The 19320-nt window shown below is 64.1% G+C and carries 16 protein-coding genes, 1 tRNA gene and 2 pseudogenes; 8 read left to right on the top strand and 11 right to left on the bottom strand.

Annotation, left to right across the window (positions count from 1 at the left end; all coding sequences use genetic code 11):
* Positions 1–17: 17 nt before the first annotated feature.
* Positions 18–1013, bottom strand: coding sequence for a UDP-glucose 4-epimerase GalE (gene galE / locus A9K66_RS09500; RefSeq protein ID WP_067322786.1), 996 nt, complete (start codon positions 1011–1013; stop codon positions 18–20).
* A 281-nt stretch (positions 1014–1294) separates the two neighbouring features.
* Between galE and hemA the strand changes: the two genes are divergently transcribed.
* Positions 1295–2572 carry a 5-aminolevulinate synthase gene (gene hemA, locus A9K66_RS09495; protein ID WP_066996827.1) on the top strand — a complete coding sequence of 426 codons (1278 nt, stop codon included), beginning with the start codon at positions 1295–1297 and terminating at the stop codon, positions 2570–2572.
* Between the two features lie 11 nt (positions 2573–2583).
* Here the strand turns inward: hemA and A9K66_RS09490 are convergent.
* A pseudogene (locus tag A9K66_RS09490) lies at positions 2584–3749 on the bottom strand (pyridoxal phosphate-dependent aminotransferase).
* 103 nt (positions 3750–3852) lie between these two features.
* A complete protein-coding gene (gene mscL, locus A9K66_RS09485) occupies positions 3853–4275 on the bottom strand; it encodes a large conductance mechanosensitive channel protein MscL (protein WP_067322891.1) in 423 nt (140 codons plus the stop codon).
* 249 nt (positions 4276–4524) lie between these two features.
* Here mscL and A9K66_RS09480 point away from each other — a divergent pair, with 249 nt between their 5' ends.
* Positions 4525–8010, top strand: a complete 3486-nt coding sequence (locus A9K66_RS09480; protein ID WP_067322782.1) for a PAS domain-containing hybrid sensor histidine kinase/response regulator — start codon at positions 4525–4527, stop codon at positions 8008–8010.
* On the opposite strand, the gene A9K66_RS09475 is transcribed toward A9K66_RS09480, so the two are convergent.
* Together A9K66_RS09475 and A9K66_RS09470 are read right to left on the bottom strand one after the other, a co-directional pair.
* The gene (locus tag A9K66_RS09475; protein ID WP_066996819.1) at positions 8011–8670 is read right to left on the bottom strand and encodes a response regulator transcription factor; all 660 of its coding nucleotides are present in this window, start codon (positions 8668–8670) and stop codon (positions 8011–8013) included.
* Positions 8671–8791: 121 nt separating this feature from the next.
* Positions 8792–9229 carry a hypothetical protein gene (locus A9K66_RS09470; RefSeq protein WP_066996874.1) on the bottom strand — a complete coding sequence of 146 codons (438 nt, stop codon included), beginning with the start codon at positions 9227–9229 and terminating at the stop codon, positions 8792–8794.
* Between the two features lie 110 nt (positions 9230–9339).
* On the opposite strand from A9K66_RS09470, the gene A9K66_RS09465 reads away from it, so the two are divergent.
* Positions 9340–9687, top strand: a complete 348-nt coding sequence (locus A9K66_RS09465; RefSeq protein WP_067322779.1) for a DUF952 domain-containing protein — start codon at positions 9340–9342, stop codon at positions 9685–9687.
* A complete protein-coding gene (locus A9K66_RS09460) occupies positions 9684–10763 on the top strand; it encodes a quinone-dependent dihydroorotate dehydrogenase (protein WP_067322775.1) in 1080 nt (359 codons plus the stop codon). The genes A9K66_RS09465 and A9K66_RS09460 overlap by 4 nt, the downstream gene beginning before the upstream one ends.
* Here A9K66_RS09460 and A9K66_RS09455 read toward each other — a convergent pair.
* Positions 10756–12097: pseudogene (locus A9K66_RS09455) on the bottom strand (MATE family efflux transporter). The gene A9K66_RS09460 and the pseudogene A9K66_RS09455 overlap by 8 nt on opposite strands.
* A gap of 123 nt (positions 12098–12220) precedes the next feature.
* Between A9K66_RS09455 and A9K66_RS09450 the strand changes: the two are divergent.
* Positions 12221–13159: a histone deacetylase gene (locus tag A9K66_RS09450; RefSeq protein WP_067322771.1), complete on the top strand. Its 939-nt coding sequence runs from the start codon at positions 12221–12223 to the stop codon at positions 13157–13159.
* Here A9K66_RS09450 and A9K66_RS09445 read toward each other — a convergent pair.
* The 3 genes from A9K66_RS09445 to A9K66_RS09435 all read right to left on the bottom strand — a co-directional run bounded on the left by A9K66_RS09445 (position 13134) and on the right by A9K66_RS09435 (position 15273).
* Entirely contained in the window at positions 13134–13397 is a 264-nt protein-coding gene (locus A9K66_RS09445; protein ID WP_066996803.1) for a DUF6460 domain-containing protein, read from the bottom strand. The two genes, A9K66_RS09450 and A9K66_RS09445, sit on opposite strands and share 26 nt — an antisense overlap.
* Positions 13398–13546: 149 nt before the next feature.
* Positions 13547–14302, bottom strand: coding sequence for a glycosyltransferase (locus A9K66_RS09440; protein WP_067322767.1), 756 nt, complete (start codon positions 14300–14302; stop codon positions 13547–13549).
* The gene (locus tag A9K66_RS09435) at positions 14281–15273 is read right to left on the bottom strand and encodes a hypothetical protein (RefSeq protein WP_197507461.1); all 993 of its coding nucleotides are present in this window, start codon (positions 15271–15273) and stop codon (positions 14281–14283) included. The genes A9K66_RS09440 and A9K66_RS09435 overlap by 22 nt, the downstream gene beginning before the upstream one ends.
* A 134-nt stretch (positions 15274–15407) precedes the next feature.
* Between A9K66_RS09435 and A9K66_RS09430 the strand changes: the two genes are divergently transcribed.
* Positions 15408–15481, top strand: a tRNA-Gly gene (locus A9K66_RS09430).
* Positions 15482–15568: 87 nt separating this feature from the next.
* Here the strand turns inward: A9K66_RS09430 and A9K66_RS09425 are convergent.
* Positions 15569–16042 (bottom strand): hypothetical protein, encoded by a 474-nt coding sequence (locus A9K66_RS09425; RefSeq protein WP_082953804.1) that lies wholly within the window; start codon positions 16040–16042, stop codon positions 15569–15571.
* Positions 16043–16269: 227 nt separating this feature from the next.
* On the opposite strand from A9K66_RS09425, the gene A9K66_RS30205 reads away from it, so the two are divergent.
* On the top strand, positions 16270–16725 hold the full coding sequence (locus A9K66_RS30205) for a hypothetical protein (protein WP_156751048.1): 456 nt from the start codon (positions 16270–16272) through the stop codon (positions 16723–16725).
* A gap of 122 nt (positions 16726–16847) precedes the next feature.
* Here the strand turns inward: A9K66_RS30205 and A9K66_RS09410 are convergent, their stop codons facing one another.
* Entirely contained in the window at positions 16848–17837 is a 990-nt protein-coding gene (locus tag A9K66_RS09410; RefSeq protein WP_067322751.1) for a LysR substrate-binding domain-containing protein, read from the bottom strand.
* A 293-nt stretch (positions 17838–18130) separates the two neighbouring features.
* Here A9K66_RS09410 and chvE point away from each other — a divergent pair, with 293 nt between their 5' ends.
* On the top strand, positions 18131–19201 hold the full coding sequence (gene chvE, locus A9K66_RS09405; RefSeq protein ID WP_066996783.1) for a multiple monosaccharide ABC transporter substrate-binding protein: 1071 nt from the start codon (positions 18131–18133) through the stop codon (positions 19199–19201).
* The last annotated feature ends 119 nt before the right edge of the window (positions 19202–19320 follow it).

The following is a 19320-nucleotide window of genomic DNA, read 5'->3' as shown; positions in this document are numbered from 1 at the left end:
ACACTTTCCTCAACTGCTTAGTTTCGAACGGAGTTCTTGGTCGTCAGGATGCGTTCCCAGGCCAGCGCATCCTTGACGATCTGGTCGAGATCGTCGCGCTGCGGCGTCCAGCCGAACTCCTTGCGGGCAAGGTCGGAATTGGCGACCACGGCGGCGGCGTCGCCCGGCCGTCGCGCACCCATGCGAACGTCGAAATCATGGCCGAAGGCGCGGCGCACGCTGTCGATCACTTCCAGCACCGAATAGCCATGGCTGTAGCCGCAATTGGCCACGAGGCTCTCCCCGCCATCGCGCAGCCGCTGCAGTGCCAACCGGTGCGCCGCCGCCAGATCGCTCACATGGATGTAGTCGCGGATGCAGGTGCCGTCCGGCGTCGGATAGTCCTTTCCGAAGACCTGCATGAATGGTCGCTTGCCGAGGGCCGTCTCGCAGGCGACCTTGATCAGATGCGTGGCGCCGGGCGTCGACTGTCCGGTGCGGCCCTTGGGGTCGGCGCCGGCGACATTGAAATAGCGCAGCGCCGTGTAGCCGATGTCGTGCGCAATCGCGGCATCGCGCAGCATCCACTCGCTCATCAGCTTGGAGAGGCCGTAGGGCGATTCCGGCGCCAGCCGGGCATCCTCGCGCACCGGCTCCAGCCCGGCGCCGCCATAGACGGCTGCGGTGGACGAGAAGATGAAATGCGACACGCCCTCGCGCACGGCGGTTTCGATCAGCGCGCGCGTCTTGCAGGTGTTGTTCTCGTAATAGCCGAGCGGATCGGCGACCGATTCCGGCACCACGATCGAGCCGGCGAAATGGATGATGGCGTCGACCTTGTTTTCCCGGATGATCCGGCCGACCAGATCGCGATCGGCGACGTCGCCGACGACGAGCTTCGCCTCCGGCGCCACCGCCCATTCGAAGCCGGTGGAAAGCCTGTCGAGCACGACGACGCTTTCGCCGGCGTCCAAAAGCTCCCAGACCATGTGGCTGCCGATATAGCCGGCACCGCCCGTCACCAAAACCGTCATCGCTTACCTCGCTGATCAAGATTTATCGGAAACTGTCTCAACAGCAGCCGTGCTGGAAACTCCGCCGTAAGCCCATTAGCCTCCCTTTTTAGTGTTAAGTCTGTAACAGTTCCGCCTGCCCGAGGCATCGTACCGAAACAAAACTGGTTCACATCCCCGGGAATAGGCCATGATCCGGCATCGTTAGGAACAGGCGCGGGGCGTGGCATTTTGACCGGTGCGGTGCGGTGGACGTAACATAGGCCCGTGACTATGATCCGGCGCAAAATTGGGAAGCCGACATGAACTACCAGCGGTTCTTCGAAGACGCGATCGACCAGCTCCATGCCGAGCGGCGCTACCGCGTTTTCGCCGACCTCGAGCGCATCGTGGGCAAGTTTCCACGCGCCATCTGGCGCTCCAACGGTCGCGCCCAGGAAATCACCGTCTGGTGCTCCAACGACTATCTCGGCATGGGCCAGAATCCGGACGTCATCGCCGCCTTCCAGAACGCGGCGGGCCGGATGGGCTCGGGCGCCGGCGGCACCCGCAACATTTCCGGCACGTCCAACCCGCTGGTCGAGCTCGAGCATGAGCTCGCCGACCTGCACGACAAGGAGGCGGCGCTGGTCTTCACCTCCGGTTTCGTTTCCAACGAAGCCTCGATCTCGACCATCGCCAGGCTCTTGCCCAACTGCCTGATCATCTCGGACGAGTTGAACCATGCCTCGATGATCGAAGGCGTGCGGCGTTCCGGGGCCGAGAAGAAGATCTTCCGCCACAACGACGTTGCGCATCTGGAAAGCCTGCTGCAGGCGGCAGGACGCGAGCGCGCCAAGCTGATTGTCTTCGAAAGCGTCTATTCGATGGACGGCGACATCGCGCCGATCAAGCAGATCGTCGAGCTCGCCGAGCGCTACAACGCCATGACCTATATCGACGAGGTTCATGCTGTCGGCATGTACGGTGCGCGCGGCGGCGGCATCACCGAGCGCGAGGGTCTTGCCGACCGCATCGACATCATCGAGGGAACGCTGGCCAAGGCCTTCGGCACGCTGGGCGGCTACATCACCGGCACGAGCGCTGTGATCGACGCGGTGCGCTCCTATGCGCCGGGCTTCATTTTCACCACGGCGCTGCCGCCCGCGATCGCGGCGGCCGCCACCACCTCGATCAGGCATTTGAAGCGCTCGCAGGCCGAGCGCGACGCCCAGCAGCGCCAGGCAGCGCGGGCCAAGCAGGTGCTTGCCGCGGCCGGGCTGCCGGTGATGGAATCGGCCACCCATATCGTGCCGGTGCTGGTCGGCGATCCCGAGCTTTGCAAGATGGCGAGCGACCGCCTGCTTGGCGTCCACGGCATCTACATCCAGCCGATCAACTATCCGACGGTGCCGCGCGGCACCGAACGGCTGCGCATCACGCCGACACCCTTCCATTCCGACGCGCTGATCGCCGAACTGCAGGACGCGCTGGTCGAGACCTGGGACGCGCTCGGCATCCCCTATGCCGCCTCCGGCCGCCCGGCCGTCGCCAAGAGCGACCGGATTATTCCACTCCTGGTGCCGAAATCAGGCGGCTGAAGCCGCCCGTCTCACACCGTCTTCATCCATTTCGCCAGGCGATTTGCCGCTTCCTCGAGCTGATCGAGGCGGCGGTGGAAGCACAGTCTGAGGAAGGCCTCCCCGCCGGGGCCGAAGGCCGTGCCGGGCGCCAGCCCGACATTGGCGTTGTCGACGATGTCGAAGGCGGCGGCGCGGGAATCGGTGATGCCGTCGACGGTGAAGAACAGGTAGAACGCACCTTGCGGCACGGTGAAGCGCGCCTTGCCGGTGGCACCCAGGATGTCGCAGACCAGATCGCGCGCCGCACGTGCCCGCTCCACCTGCTCGACGATAAAGCCGTCACCCTCGTCGAGGGCAGCAACCGCGCCGCGCTGCATGAACTGGGCGACGCCCGAGGTCGAATACTGGATCAGGTTCTCGACACCTGCTGCAGCGCCGGATGGGTCTTGATCCAGCCGACTCGCCAGCCGGTCATCGCCCAGTTCTTGGAGAAGCTGTTGACGAACAGGATGCGGTCTTCCGCCGTTGCGATATCGAGGAAAGACGGCGCGCGGCCGTGGCCATAGTGGAACAGCGCATAGATCTCGTCGGCGATGATCCAAAGCTTCTTCGTGCGGGCCAGATCGAGGATCGCTTGAAGCGTTTCCTTGTCGGCTGTCCAGCCGGTCGGGTTCGAGGGGGTATTGATGAACAGCGCCTTGGTACGCGGCGTGATGGCGGCTGCGATCTTGTCGACATCGCAGGACCAGCCATTGCCGGACTGGTCGAGCGTGACCGGCACGGGAACAGCGCCGGCAACACCGGCGGCGGCAGCGAAATTCGGCCACGCCGGCGAGAGATAGACGACCTCGTCGCCGCTGCCGGCGATCGCGTCGATGGCCAGTTGAATGGCATGCATGCCCGAGCCGGTGACGATGAATTCTTCCTCGGCGAAGCGCTGGCCGAAATGCCTGGCATAGTAGCGGGCGAGCGCCTGCCTAAGCTCGGGAATGCCCTTCTGCCAGGTGTAGAAGGTCTCGCCATTGGCGAGGCCGCCTGCGGCGGCATCGCTGATGAAGGAAGGCGTCGGCAGGTCGCCCTCTCCGGCCCAGAGCGGAATCAGGCCTTCGCGCAAGCGGCCGTGATTGACGACGGCGACAATGCCGCTTTCGGGGGCAGCACGGGCTTCGGCGCGCAAGGTCTCACTCAGGGTCATGGACAAATCCGTGCTCGTTTTGCTGCGCTCTTACCAGATCACTGAACAGAAAACCCCAGCCGCAAGCGGCCGGGGTTTTGGTCCAGCGAGAACGTTGGATGCGTTATTTCCTGGCGAGCAGGTCGCGGATTTCGGTCAGAAGCTGGACATCCGCCGGCGGCGGCGCCGCGGCAGTCGCAGGCTTCTCTCGCTCCAGCCGCCTGCGCAGATTGTTCACCGCCTTGACCATCAGGAAGATGATGAAGGCGAGGATCAGAAAATTCAGCACGACGGTGATGAAGCTGCCATAGGCGAAAACGGCTCCCTCTTTCTTGGCTTCGGCCAGCGTGGCCGAGTGCACATTGGAGGACAGCCCAAAGAAGTAATTGTTGAAGTCAAGCCCGCCGAAAATCGCGCCGATGATCGGCATGATGATGTCATTGACCAGCGAATCGACGATCTTGCCGAAGGCGGCGCCGATGATGACGGCGACGGCCAAGTCCATCACATTGCCCTTGGAGATGAATTCCTGGAATTCTTTCAGCATCCGACCCTCCTTGCCATAACGGGCCGCGCTGCCGCCCCGGCTCTCCGGCGCCGGCCCCGAAGCCACAATAACAAAAACCCCCAGTTGCAAAACCGGAAAAGGTCGGAGCCGCCGGTTTGTGCCTAACCGGTTCGCGCTTCTGGGCGTCACCAAGCACCTATGCGCCGAAAGCCGCGGTGGACTTGGCGTCAAAGCTGTGGTTGCGTTTGATAACCGGACGAGCAGCCGGTCAGGAAGGAAGTTCGAACCGTGCAAGGCTGGTTCGTCGTCATCATCGCGATCGCCTATGTGTCGCTGCTTTTTGCCATCGCCAGCGTCGGCGACCGGCGCTCCGTGGCAGCCGGACTCGGCCGCGCACGGCCCTCCATTTATGCGCTCAGCCTCGCCATCTACTGCACCTCCTGGACCTTCTTCGGCTCGGTCGGGCTCTCCTCCGAGCGGGGTCTCGAATTCCTCGGCATCTACACCGGCCCGGTGCTGGTCTTCGTGTTCGGCTTCCCGCTGCTCAACCGCATCGTCCGGCTGGCAAAGAGCGAAAAGATCACCTCGATTGCGGACTTTCTCGGCGCCCGCTACGGCAAGAGTTTTGCCGTCGCGGCGATCGCGACCCTGATCGCCACGGTCGGCGCCGTGCCCTATATCGCGCTGCAGCTCAAGGCGATCTCCGGCTCGGTCAGCCTGATGATCGAGCACTATACGGGATCGCCGCCTTCCTTTGATCCTTTTGTAAGCGACATCTCGCTGGTGGTGGCGATGCTGCTGGCGCTGTTTGCGGTCCTGTTCGGCACCCGCCACGCCGACGCCACCGAGCACCAGGACGGGCTGGTGCTGGCGGTCGCGGTCGAGACGGTGGTCAAGCTCGCCGCCTTCCTCGCCATAGGCCTTATGGTCACGTTTCTCATCTTCGGCGGCCCCGGCGACATGCTGGCGACGCTCGGGGCGAATGCCGAGGTGCGCCAGGCGATGGGCTACAACACGTCCTTGGTCACCTGGCTGGTGCTGACGACCTTGAGCGGCTTCGCCATCCTGATGCTGCCGCGCCAGTTCTACGTCACCATCGTCGAGAATCGCAGCGAGGCCGAGCTGCGCACCGCGACCTGGGTGTTTCCGCTCTATCTCGTGGCGATCAACCTCTTCGTCCTGCCGATCGCCTTTGCCGGGCTGTCGCTGGTCGGCGCAAGGACCAGCAGCGACCTCTACGTCCTGTCGCTGCCGCTATTCAGCGGCCACGACGTGCTGGCGATGATCGCCTTCATCGGCGGCCTGTCGGCGGCCACCGCCATGGTCATCGTCGAGAGCGTGGCGCTGTCGATCATGATTTCCAACGACCTCGTCATCCCGCTGTTCGTGCGTCGATTGCTCAAGACCACTTCTTCGGAGAACGAAGACTGGTCGACGCTGATCCTGAACGTTCGGCGAGCGTCGATTTTCATCATGCTGTTCATCGCCTTCCTCTATTACCGCGAGAGCACCAACAGCGCGCGGCTGTCCTCGATCGGGCTGATGTCCTTCGCAGCGATCGCGCAATTCGCGCCCGCCCTGGTCGGCGGGCTGATCTGGCGCCGCGCCAATGGCCGGGGCGCCGCGCTCGGCATGGTCGCCGGCATCGCGGTCTGGGGTTACACGCTGCTGCTCCCTTCCCTCGTCGGTCCCGGCTCCGACTTTGTCGTCCATGGACTGTTCGGCTTCGAGGCGCTGAGACCCCAGGCGCTGTTCGGCACCGTCGGCGAGCCGCTGAACCACGGCGTGCTGTGGAGCCTGTCAGTCAACACGCTGTTCTTCGTGATGGGTTCGCTGTCCCGCGCATCGGTGCCGCTGGAGCGCATCCAGGCGGCGATCTTCGTGCCGCGCGAGGCGGGGCCGATGCCAAGCCTGCGCCGCTTCCGCACCGCGGTCACGGTCAACGACCTCAAGGACACGATTTCCCGCTATCTCGGCGTCGAGCGCACCGAGCGCTCCTTCCAGTCCTTCGAGAAGAACGCGAACGTCTCCCTGCACGGCAAGGAACAGGCCAGCATGGACGTCATCCGTTTCTCGGAGCAGTTGCTGGCGAGCGCCGTGGGCTCGTCGTCGGCGCGGCTTATCCTGTCGCTGCTGTTCCGCCGCAACGACCGCGACTCCAAGGATGCCTTCCGGCTGCTCGACGACGCCACCGAGGCGCTGCAGCACAACCGCGACCTGCTGCAGATCGCGCTCGACCAGATGGAGCAGGGCATCACCGTCTTCGACCGGGATTTGCGGCTGATCTGCTGGAACCGGCAATACCGGGCGCTGTTCGATCTGCCCGACGAGATGGGCCAAGTGGGCGTGTCGCTCGACCAGATCCTGCGGCATCTGGCCGAGCGCGGCGATATCGCCGCCGACCAGCGGGTGACGATGCTCAACCGGCTGACCAGCTTCGTCGGTCCTTGGCAGATGGAGCTCAGGACCAGCGGCCGCATCCTGGAGCTGCGTTCCAACCCGATGCCCGACGGCGGCATCGTCGCCACCTATGCCGACATTTCCGGCCGCGTCGAGCAGGACCTGGCGCTGAAGCGGGCCAATGAATCGCTGGAGCAGCGGGTCAGGAGCCGCACCGCCGAGCTCACCCGCGTCAACGAGGAGCTGGCGCAGGCGCAGATGCTTGCCGAGGAGGCCAATCTCAGCAAGACGCGCTTCCTCGCCTCCGCGGGCCACGACATCCTGCAGCCGCTCAACGCCGCCAGGCTCTATTGCTCCTCGCTGATCGAGAAGGCCGGCAAGGGGCCGGCCGGCAGGGCCGCGACCAACATTGAATCCTCACTGGAATCGGTCGAGACCATCCTCGGCGCGGTGCTCGACATATCGCGGCTCGACGCCGGCGCGTTGAAGCCCGAGGACACCGCCTTCAGCCTCGGCGGGCTGCTTGGCCAGATCGGCAACGATTTTCGCCCGCTCGCCGCCGAAAAGAAGCTCGGCCTGAAAATCATGCCGTCGTCGCTCGGCGTGATGACCGACCGCAATTTGCTTCGCCGGCTGATCCAGAACCTCGTTTCCAATGCGATCAAATACACGCGCGAAGGCCGCATATTGGTCGGCGTGAGAAGGCGCGGCGAGCTGGCCGAGATCCAGGTGATCGACACCGGCATCGGCATTGCCGCCGACAAGCTGAACACCGTCTTCCACGAATTCACCCGGTTGGACGAGGGCGCTCGCGAGGCCGAAGGCCTTGGCCTTGGCCTTTCCATCGTCGACCGCATCGCCAGGGTTCTCAGGCTCGAGATCCGCATCTTCTCCAGCCCCGGCAAGGGCACGCGTTTTTCCGTCATCCTGCCGGTCGCCGCGATCGCGGCGCCGCCGCGCGAGACGGGAAAGGCCTCCGCGCGCGCGCCATCCTCACTTGCCGGACTCAATGTGCTGTGCATCGACAATGACGCGCGCATCCTCGACGGCATGCGCCTGCTGCTCGAAGGCTGGGGCTGCAGCGTCGAGACCGCTTCGGGATCGCAGGACCTGATGCGCCCGGGTGCGGCAAGGCCGGATGTGGTGCTCGCCGACTATCATCTCGACGGCGGTACCGGGCTCGACGCCATCGCCAGGCTGCGCGCCGCCTACGGCAAGGATCTGCCCTGCGTGCTGGTCACCGCAGACCGCTCCAGCGAGGTGCGCACTGCTGCTGGTCTGCTTGATGTGCCGGTGATCAACAAGCCGCTGAAGCCTGCCGTGCTGCGCTCGATGATGGCGCGCGTCAGGGCACTGGCGCCCGCGGCGGAATGATCAGCTCACCGGCTGCAGCGGGTCGCCGCCGATCTTGGAAAGCTGGATGACCGCCTGGGTGCGGCTGTCGACGCCGAGCTTCTGCAATATAGCCGAGACATGCGCCTTGATGGTGGCTTCGGAGACGCCGAGCTCATAGGCGATCTGCTTGTTGAGCAGGCCTTCGGCCAACATGCCGAGCACCCTCGTCTGCTGCGGCGTCAGCGCCTGCAGGCGCTTGATCAGATCGGAAATCTCCGGGTCGCGCTCGACGCCGAGCTCGATGCCGGCGGGTGCTGCGATATCGCCGGCAAGCACGGTCAGGACGGCGCTGCGTATCTCCTCCATGCTTGCCGATTTGGAGATGAAGCCGGACGCGCCGAGATCGAGCGCGCGGCGGATGGTGGCTGGATCGTCATGAGCCGACACCACCACCAGCGGCACCGAGGCATGGATGCCGCGCAGCGAGATCAGTCCGGACAGGCCGCTGGCGCCCGGCATCGACAGATCGAGCAGCACCATGTCGATGTCTTCATTGGCGACGACCAGCGCCTTGGCGCTTTCGAAATCGCCGGCCTCATGGATGGCGGCGACGTCGCCTATGCCGGCGAGCGCTTCCTTTAGTGCGCCGCGAAACAGCGGATGGTCGTCGGCAATGACGAAAGTGTGGCCCGACGGCAAATACTCCTCCCCGGATCCCATTGCTGATTGTGTGCTTTCTTAGGGGATCGGAACGATTATGCGGCGGCGCGGCGCGTTTTCAAGCAGCAAAGGCCGCGCGCGCAGGCTTTTTCCCGGGAGCTCAGGTCTTTTGCGGGCTGGGCTTCGTGCCACCGTCGCCTTCCTGCCTGTCGATGTCCTTGACGATATCCATGAAGCTGCGGAAGAAGCGCTCCATGTAGCTCATCGTCTTGTTGAAATCCTCCTCGCTCGGCAGTTGGGACTCCAGCCGGGCCGAGAGCGAGTTCTCGAGCTTCGCGACGCGCTCGTCGAGTGCCTTCACCGTGCTCTGCAGCCGGTCGATCTCGTCCTGGAAGGCGGAGCGCTCGTCGGCGGCCAACTTGCAGACGAGCTGGCCGGAGCGCTCCTCGCAGATCGACATGGCGCCGGTCTGGGTGTCCATGCGGACATAGCCGTTGGCGGACTTTTCGAGCCGATAGCGGTCCGTCTCCTCGGAATAGGCCGATGCGGCGACCAGCGAGCAAAGCGCCGCCGGGATTAGAATGTGCTGCAGACGCATGTTATCCTCCATGAGCCGTTGTGCGAACAATATCACAGGTTTGCGCCTGAAATGGGGAAGAGTTCGCAAGCACCCTTTCCCCCATGTATCGTTCGGACTATAGCGCGCCAATGTCTCAGTTTATCTACAAGATCGCGCCTGAAGCCATGTGGAGCGAAGCGGAACGGAACGGCCGCTTCACCGGGGCGCCGATCGACATCGCCGACGGCTTCATCCACTTTTCCACCGCAACTCAAGTGCGCGAGACGGCGGCCAAGCATTTCGCCGGCCAGGCGGACCTGCTTCTCATCGCTGTCGACGCGGCAAAGCTGGGCGACGCGCTGAAATACGAGGTGTCGCGCGGCGGCGCCCTGTTCCCGCATCTCTACGCCGCGCTCGCCCTCGACGCCGTTCTCTGGGTGAGGCCGTTGCCGCTCGGCGCCGACGGCCACGAATTCTCGCCGCTGGAGGACGAATGAGCGTGCTCGACCGGATCGGCCAAAAGCTGCTTTTCTCGTTCGACCCGGAAACGGCGCATGGCCTGTCGATCGCGGCTTTGCGCTGCGGCCTGCCGGCCGCCTCGCCTCCCCCGCGCGACGCGCGGCTCGAGGTCAGCGTCTGCGGGCTCGATTTTCCGAACCCGCTCGGCATGGCGGCCGGCTACGACAAGAACGCCGAAGTGCCGGACGCGCTGCTTGGGCTTGGCTTCGGCTTCGCCGAGGTCGGCACCATCACGCCGCTGCCGCAATCGGGCAATCCAAAGCCGCGCATCTTCCGGCTGACCGCGGACGAAGCGGTGATTAACCGGCTCGGCTTCAACAATGAAGGGCATGCGGCCGCCGAAAGACGGCTTGCCGCGCGCAAAGGGCGGCCGGGTATTGTCGGCGTCAACATCGGCGCCAACAAGGACAGCGCCGACCGCATTGCCGACTATGAGCGCGGCGTCGCCCGCTTCGCGGCTCATGCCAGTTATCTGACGGTCAACATCTCCTCGCCCAACACGCCGGGCCTGCGCAACATGCAGGCGCGCGAGCAACTGGGCGAACTCCTGTCGCGCGTGGTGGCGGCGCGCGCGGCTGCGTCGGTTCAGCCGCCCATCTTCCTCAAGATCGCGCCGGACCTCGTCGAAGCGGAACTGGAAGACATCGCCGCCGAAGTCATCGAGAAAAAGATCGACGGGGTCATCGTCTCCAACACGACGCTTGCCCGGGTCGGGTTGCGCAGCGCAAGTCTGGCCGGCGAAGCCGGCGGGCTGTCAGGCAAGCCGCTTTTCGAGCGCTCGACGGCGGTACTCGCCCGGATGCGCAAGCTGCTCGGCTCACAAGTGACGATCGCTGGGGTCGGCGGCGTCGACTCGGTGGAAACCGCGCTGGAGAAGATCCGCGCCGGCGCCGATCTCGTCCAGCTCTATACCGGCATGATCTATGCCGGCCCGGCGCTGCCTGGCCGCATCGTTGCCGGCATGGCGCGGTTTGTGGAGCGCGAGCGGCTTGGCTCGATCCAGGATTTGCGCGACTCGGCTTGCGAGCGCTGGGCTTCAAAGCCGATCAGCTGAATGCCGTGCGCATCCTGAGCCTCAGCACCGCAAGCAGGCTGAAACCCCGCACCAGCAAAAAGACGTGCAGCGCGGCCCATAGGCCGTTGTTGCCGAAGGCGGGTGCCAGCGTGATCAGTGCCGCGGCGAAGGCCAGGAAAGACAGGAGCATCATGTTGCGCATGTCGCGCGACCAGGTGGCGCCGATGAAGACGCCGTCCATCTGAAAGGCGAGCACGCCGCTCAGCGCGGTGAAGGCCGCCCAGGGCAGATAAGTGTCGGCGACCGCGCGGACTTCCGGAGCGGTCGTCACCATCGCCACCAGCTGTGCGCCGGCCGTCAGCAGGATAAGACTGGCGGCAGCCGCCAGGCCAACGCCCCAAATCAGCGTCAGCCGGACAGCTTGCCGGAAAGGGGTGGCCGCATGCGCGCCGATGGCGCGGCCTGCCAATTGCTCGGCTGCGGTGGCAAATCCGTCCAGGAAATAGCCGGCGACGAGGAAGAAGTTCATCAGCACGGCGTTGGCGGCGAGCGTCACCGTGCCAAACTGCGCGCCCTGCCTGGTGAACAGCGCGAAGGCGGCAAGCAGCGAGAAGGAACGGATCATGATATCGCGGTTGAGCGACAGCATGCGCAAGTAGGCCGGCAGGTCGAGGATGCGCCGGCGTGACGGCCGCTCCAGCTTGCGGAACCGCCTCAGCACGATGGCAAGGCCGAGCATCATGGCCAGGAACTCGCCGGTGACGGTCGCCCAGGCAACGCCCGCCACGCCCCAGCCGAGCTCGAGGCCGAGCAGGAAGCAGAGCAGGATGTTGATGCCGTTGAGCACGGCCTGCAACATCAGCCCTATCCCGCCCTCGCCACGCCCCAGAACGTAGCCCAAAATGGCGTAGTTGATGAGCGAGAAGGGCGCGGCAATGAGCCTGATGCGGATATAGACCGACATCGCCGCGCTGACACGCGGCTCGGCGCCCATGAACCACTGGCCGCCTATCGCAAACAGCGGCGCAAGTGCTGCAAGCACCACGCCGGCGACGACCGCGATCAGCACGGCCCGCCAGAGCACCGCCTGCTCCTCCAGCGGATCGCCGCGTCCGAAAGCCTGAGCGACGAGGCCGGTGGTGCCGGAGCGCAGGAAAGTTGAAGGTGGTGAAGACGACGTCGAAGACCAGCGCGCCTGCCGCCAGTCCGCCGAGAAGAGCCGCATCGCCGAACTGCCCGATCACCGCGGTGTCGACGATGCCGAGCAGCGGCGTCGTCAGATAGGCAAGGGTCATCGGCACAGCGATCGCCAGCACCGACCGGTTGGTGACGATGAAGGTCCCGGCGTTGATGTGGGTCGCACCCTTGTCCAAGGATTGCTGCCTTGCTCATTGCGGCTTGCTAGAACGGCCGATGTGCCCCAGTTTGCCGCTGCCGCGCAATCGCCATCGGGTGACGGCCAACCGAATTCCAGCTCTGGCGCAGGCCGCCCCATCATGCCTTTGCAGATCGTCCACCATCCCGACTACGACGCCGGCTTTGCCGTCAATCACCGCTTTCCGATGAGCAAATATCCGTTGCTGATGGAGGCTTTGCACAGCCGCGGGCTGGCAGCAGCGGGAGCGCTTTCGATGCCGGAACGGGCGCCGGCGGCGTGGCTCAAGCTCGCGCACGAGGCCGACTATGTCGACCAGGTGCTCGCTTGCGAGGTGCCTGAAAAGATCGAGCGCGAGATCGGCTTCCCGGTCAGCCAGCGCGTGTCATTGAGAGCGCAGCTAGCAACGGCAGGCACGGTGCTGGCGGCGCGGCTGGCGCTGAAACACGGCATAGCCTGCAACGCCGCCGGCGGTAGCCACCATGCCAGGCGTGCCCAAGGCGCGGGCTTCTGCACCTTCAACGACGTGGCCGTGGCTTCCCTGGTCCTGCTTGCGGAGGGCGCCGTCGAAAACATCCTGGTCGTCGATCTCGACGTGCATCAGGGCGACGGCACGGCGGACATTTTGAAGGATGAGCCGCGCGCCTTCACCTTTTCCATGCATGGCGAACGCAATTATCCGGCGCGCAAGATCGCCTCCGATGTCGATATCGCGCTGCCGGACGGCACCGGCGACGCTGCCTATCTCGACCGGCTCGGCGCCATTCTTCCAGAGCTTTGCGCAAGGCGGCGCTGGGACATCGTGTTCTACAATGCCGGCGTGGATGTCCATGCCAAGGACCGGCTTGGCCGGCTGACATTGACCGACAACGGCCTGCGCAGCCGCGAGGAGCTGGTCATCAGCCATTTCCGCAAGGCCGGCATCCCGCTATGCGGCGTCATCGGCGGCGGCTATTCGAGCGACGTGCCGGCGCTTGCCGCGCGCCACGCCATTCTGTTCGAGGTCGCGGCCGCGTATGCTGACGCTCGCCAGGCTACTTCCTGTAGCTCGCAATCCTGAGCAGGATAAAGGCGGGCACGACGATCGCGGCGCCGAGCAGGATATAGCCCAGGAAGCGGTCGAGAGTATGGAAGCCGAGATTCCACAGGTCGATGAAGAACTGGCGGATGCCGTAGAGCACGTCCATCGGCGACCAGCCGAAAGCGTGCATGACGAGGCCGACGAGGAAGGAAACCACCAGCAGCTTCACAAGCACCCTGAGTGGCGTATCGCCGAGAAAGCGTGTCAGTGCGGACAAGGCCGTTCTCCGGTTCGAGCTGCCCGATTCGGGGCGCGACCTCAGAAATACGCACTCGGATACCCGGCATCAAGCCGAAGGCCGCGCGCGAAGCTATTGTGCCGGCGGCCTTGATAGCCCGATCCGGCCGGCACACGTGGCTCGCTCGGTCAGATTCTCCACCGGAAGATGCGGGCCCAAAGCGGCCGGTCGCGGTAGACTTCCCTGGAGCGCCACAGCCTGTTGTAGCGGTTGCCGCCGCCGATACCGAGGTGCGATATCGGCTTGCCGCCCCGCTTGCGCTTGATCGCGACCGGCTCGCCATCATGGCTGAGGCAATGGCCGAAATCCGCGGACGGCTGAAGAGGCGCGGCAGATGGCACCGACCTGAGGGCTTCGCCGACGATGAGGTCTTCCGGTTCGCAGGTCAGCGCGACGGCCTTGCCGAACAAGGTCGGGCCTGTGGGGCAGAGCGCAGTCGGCCCGTAATATTCCCGTTTCACATTGGCGCAGACAAGCTCGATCGCCTTGGCGAGCGCCTTGTGGCGAGGCGGCGCGGCAACAACCCCGATGCTGGTGTCCCACGGGGTCGAGCTGAGGAAATCGCGAAAGATCGACAATTTTCCATCGGCGCGAGGCACTCCGCGCAGGAAGAAATAGGAAAGATCGGCATAAAGGCCGCCTTGCTCATGGAGAAGGCAATATTTGGCGAGGTCCGCCTTGTATGAATAAGGTCGCAGCGTCCTGAAAGCCGAAAGCACCTCTGCTCCGAAATGCGTCGAAATGAACTCCGCCAACGCCGCTTCCCGGAACAGGCGGTGCTCGTCGCCCGGATGAGCAGCCGTGAGCGAGTGGATGTTTTCGGCAACGAGCCCGGAAAGGTGCTCGCTGCCGCCGTCGGTGATCAGAATGCTGAAGAGAGGCATCCGGCTTCCGTCTCGATCAAGGTGCCTTGGTGAGCCTTCAACTTGCCCCAGTCTCGCCACTGGTGGGGACTGGCCTTCAGATAGGCCAGGTGCCGATCGGCGAAGTCTTGCGCGGCGCTCTGGATCAGTTCGGCCTTGTCCTGGCCGCGATCAAGATCGATCGGATTTTCCACAGTCACCCGTATCCTGCCTGTGCTGTCGTCACGAACGACGAAGACCGGCAGCAGGGGGGCGCCGGCGATCCTGGCCAACCGGGGCGCACCGCCGGCAAATTCAATGGCCGACTGGCCGATTCGCGCACGCACGAGCAACTCACCCTCCCAGGCGCCAGCGGTGATGGACGCAAACTTGCCCTGGCGAAGCAACCGCCTCGCCTCGTTCATGCTGGCGGCGGGATTGGCGCGGTCGATCACGATACGGCCCGCGGCATGTCTGAGCTCGACGCCGGTTCTGATCGGGTTGAGGAACCGGATGCCGAAGCGCGATTTCGAGAAACCGTGCTCGGGCCTGCTGACATGGAAGACATCGAAGCCGGCTTTGGCGAAAACCATCTTCGCCGCAAGCGCATTGAAGGCGAAATGCGCAATCCACAGGACGGCGCCACGGCCCTGTTCGCGCGCCGCATCGAGATGCTCGGCGCCGAGGAGTTCGATCTCGGGTCGCCAGCCGACGAGCCACTCGCGGACGATCTGGATGTTGTGTTCGCTGCGCATCGCGTCGACCCGGAGCCGGTCCTCGCGGCCGGCTATGCCAAAGGCGGCAAGATCCGGTTGGTCACCAACGTCGCGCCGAGACTCAGGCGCCCGTTTCAGCCGCTCCAGCCAAAGGCAGACACTGCGCCATCTCTTCTCAGGCACGAAAAGAGAGACGAATACAAAAACAGGAAGCCTCAGCAGGAATCCGAGATCTTCCACAGCAAAGGCTTTTCCGGAGCGAGAGGCTCGCTTCCTCTTCCGAACATTGATTTCCAAGCTGGGTCCCCACCCTTAACCCCTGAGCCATTACCATGTTGTGGCGCGGCGTCAAAGCGCCGGTGGATGGCTCTCAGCTTTCAATGTATCGCCGATTGCTAGATGCGGGGCCATCATGGTAACGAGGCTGTTGCGCGGGTATGATGTAATGGTAGCCTGTCAGCTTCCCAAGCTGAACGCGCGGGTTCGATTCCCGCTACCCGCTCCATCCCTCGCTACAGTGCCGCGCGGTCGCAGCGATCTGGCAGAGCGTCCTCAAGCGGCCGAAGGCGAATGCGATCGTTGCCGTTAGCGGTCATGCCAGCACGCCGCAGAGGGGAAGATGCTTTGCGGCCTCGGCGGCTTCCATCCGCACGATGGTGTGCGACAGGCCGCCGTGTTCCTCGATCCACAGGCGAACCCAGTCGGGATATTGCGAGATCAGGTACTGCGCGGCGATTGCGTTCTCATGGGCGCCGACGCCGTAAGGCAGATGGAAGCCGAAGGATGCACGCGGCGTGATGCAAAGCTGCTCGGCGGGCAAAGACAGATAGAGCGTGCAGGCGCTGTCGCAGGCACCGTCAAATTCCACAGGCTCGTTCGCGGCGCGCAGCTCGGCGACGTGCAAAGCGAAGATCACGATCTGACCGCCGGGATTTTCCTGCACCGTTTCGGCATCTGCGGGCAGCGTTGTCAGGGCGGCGGCGAGGAACGCTAGCGCCTTGGCTATCAGCCTCCGCTTAACCCGCGCGCGCGGCAGATCGGCGTGCATATTGGTGACCTCGCTCATCCGGCGAGACCAAGGCTAACATTGCGATGGTTAACAACAGGCAGCTTTGAAAACATCGAACATCCAGATCGCCCAACTGCCCGCTCAACAGCAGGGGGACTGGAAAATCAACGTGCTTTTTGACCGCACTCCGAAGGGAGCCACCTCGTTCGGCGAAAGCGCGCAAACGAAAGAGCCGCTCGAAAGGCGAGGGGCTTGGGCCCTAGAAGAGGATCGCCGCGCGATCTATGGCGAAAAAGAAGCCAGCCACGTTGCGGCGGCCGGCTCTGGACCGGTTGAGCAATCCGGGACCACGTCTCGGTCCGGAATTCCGTAAAAACAGTTCTTTACTGCGGGTGAGCGGCTCTTATCCAAAGCTGAACCGCTATGGACCCCTAAAGCCAAAAGCCAATCCAAACACGTTCGCGCCAGCAGCGGCGACGCCAGCGGCCACGACGCCAGTAGCGGCGGCAAACACGTCTCCAAACGCGGCGCCGTCTGCGGCGGCGACGGCCGTGATGCCAATGACGATGGTAAACCTGCTCCACTTCAGCACGTTCGTCTCCATCCTCGAAGACGGCGGTATCGGGCTTATCGAGTTCATCGAGAATTCCGTTGCCGCTTGGAATTCCGGCAACCGCCCTGCTGGGGCCAGCCAGGGTTGCAATTGCCGCTGCCCCCGCAACGCCAAGCATTCCAGTTAGAAACAAGCGACGTTCCATCAAAGACCTCCCGATAGTTCAGCATCGGCAGGTGGTTCCCTCACCCAAACGGGCTCCAGCGAACTGCCGATCTGTTTGAACGCACAGGTAGCATTCTCGTTCCATTACCCCACTTCGCGCAGGATGAAGTCGTGCAGCATCTTGGCGGCGGGCGAGAGCGCCCGGTTCCTGACCGTGATCAGGCTGTAGGGCCGGACCTCGATGTCGAACTCGGTCTGAACGACATCGATCGCTCCGGACAGCCCGTCGCCGCTCTGGATGAACTTGGCCACCTGCACCGAAACGGGGGCGATGGCGTCAGATTGCGCCACCATTACCAGCGTCAAGAGCAGCGACGAGGTGTTGAGGATGCGGTCAGGAAGCGGGATGTTGCGGTTCAAGAAATTGCTTTCCATCGCCTGGCGCAGGGGCGAGCCGCCGGACTGGAAGACCCAATCATAGGCAGCCGTCTCCTCCAGGCCGACCATCCCGCCGCCGGCAAGCGGATGGCCGCGGCGCACGATCAGGCAGGCCTTCTCGATGCCGATGACGCGCGATTCGAACAGCCGCGGATTGAGGTCATCGGGGATGCGGGCGATGATGAAGTCGTGGCGGGAGGCGATCAGCTCGCGAGCGAGCACGTTCGAGGTCTCGACCTGCATGGTGATCTCGATGCGCGGATAGATGCGGCGGATCTCGCGAATCGCCGGCACCGCCAGTTCGATCGCCGGCGCAGTCACGGCGCCGAGAAACACCGAGCCGCCCTTGCCTGCCTTGAGTTCCGAAATCTCGCGGTCGGCTTCGCGCATTTCGAGCAGGATCGAGCGGGCGCGCCTGGCGAGCGCCTGACCGTAAGGGGTCAGCGTCACGCCGCGCGGCAGCCGCTCGCACAATTTCACGTCGAGCACCGCCTCCATCTCGGCGATCATGCGCGAGGCCGCCGGCTGGGAAATATTCATCACCTGGGCGGCGGCGCTCACCCGTCCGTGATCGTCGAGCGCGGCGATCATTCGCATATGGCGCAGGCTCAGGCCGCTGCGCAGGAGCGTTTCGCCGTCCCCCGGAAGCTTCTCGTAACTCCCTGAAATCGCATCAGGATCGCGCAGCGCCGCCATGATTTCCCAGCCTCTCCGGCAGTTCTCTGCTCTACGCTAAATCATACCAGTCTCGGTATAGCAACCAGCAAAGATCGCATTTGACAGTTATGTCAAAGGGACACACCCTTCGCGCGTTCCGAGACGCAGCGATCGGCAACGAGCAAAATCGTATCGATTGAAACTGCGTCGCGGGGCCGATTGGGAGGATACCGGAGATCGATAAAGCCGACAGAGGCGCGACTGCGCTCCTGTTCGACTGCGCGGCCCGCGAAGCCCCGAGGTGTCGCGTCCATCAACCAGGGAGAGTAAATGTGAAGATCATCAAGACGCTGGCCGCCGTCGCGGCCCTTGGCATTGCCGCCACGACCTATTCGGCGCACGCCGCCGACAAGGGTCTCGTCGGCGTGCTGATGCCGACCAAGACCTCGCAGCGCTGGATCAACGACGGCGACGCCGTCAAGTCCCAGCTCGAAGCGCTGGGCTACACGGTCGACCTGCAATACGCGCAGGACGACATCCCGAACCAGCTCAGCCAGCTGGAAAACGAGATCACGAAAGGCCCGAAAGCGCTGATCATCGCTTCGATCGACGGCACCACCATGGCCGATGCGCTGCAGAAGGCCAATGACGCAGGCGTCGTCACCATCGCCTATGACCGGCTGATCAAGAAGACCCCGAATGTTGACTACTACACCACCTTCGACAATTTCGGCGTCGGCGTGATCCAGGCGAATTCCCTGGTCAAGGGCCTCAAGGAGCGCTTCCCGAACACCAAGCCGTGGAACGTCGAGCTGTTCGGCGGCTCGCCCGACGACAACAACGCCTTCTTCTTCTACAACGGCGCGATGTCGGTCCTGCAGCCGCTGATCGACGACGGCTCGATCAAGATCAAGTCCGGCCAGATGGGCATGGACAAGGTCGGCACGCTGCGCTGGCTCGCCGCCACCGCCCAGGCCCGCATGGACAACCTGCTCTCGGCCAACTACTCGGACGGCAGCCGCGTCGATGGCGTTCTTTCGCCCTATGACGGCCTGTCGCGCGGCATCACCGCCTCGCTGCGCGCTGTCGGCTACGGCACGGATGCTCAGCCCTGGCCGATCGTGACCGGTCAGGACGCCGAGACCGCCTCGGTCAAGCTGATCATTTCGGGCGAGCAGTATTCGACCGTGTTCAAGGACACCCGCGAGCTGGCCAAGGCCACCGTGCAGCTGGTCGACAAGGTGCTCTCCGGCGGCAAGCCCGACGGCCTCGACACCAAGACCTACAACAACGACGTCAAGGTCGTTCCCTCGATCCTCTTGACGCCGCACGAGGTCGACAAGTCGAACTACAAGGCGCTGGTCGTCGACTCCGGCTACATCAAGGCCGAAGAGCTGAAGTAATCCAGCCTTTAAGGGGGGGTCCTGCGCGACGCAGGGCCCCTTTTCGTTCAGAAGCGACCCCGATATTGTTTTTGCCGGCTTCTGCAGCGCCATGCGCCATCGCGGCGCGAGCCAGACTG

The organism is Mesorhizobium sp. AA23, assembly GCF_001672435.1.
GTDB lineage: Bacteria > Pseudomonadota > Alphaproteobacteria > Rhizobiales > Rhizobiaceae > Mesorhizobium.
The sequence above is the reverse complement of the archived record's forward strand: the minus strand, read 5'-3'. Positions and strand labels throughout refer to the sequence as shown.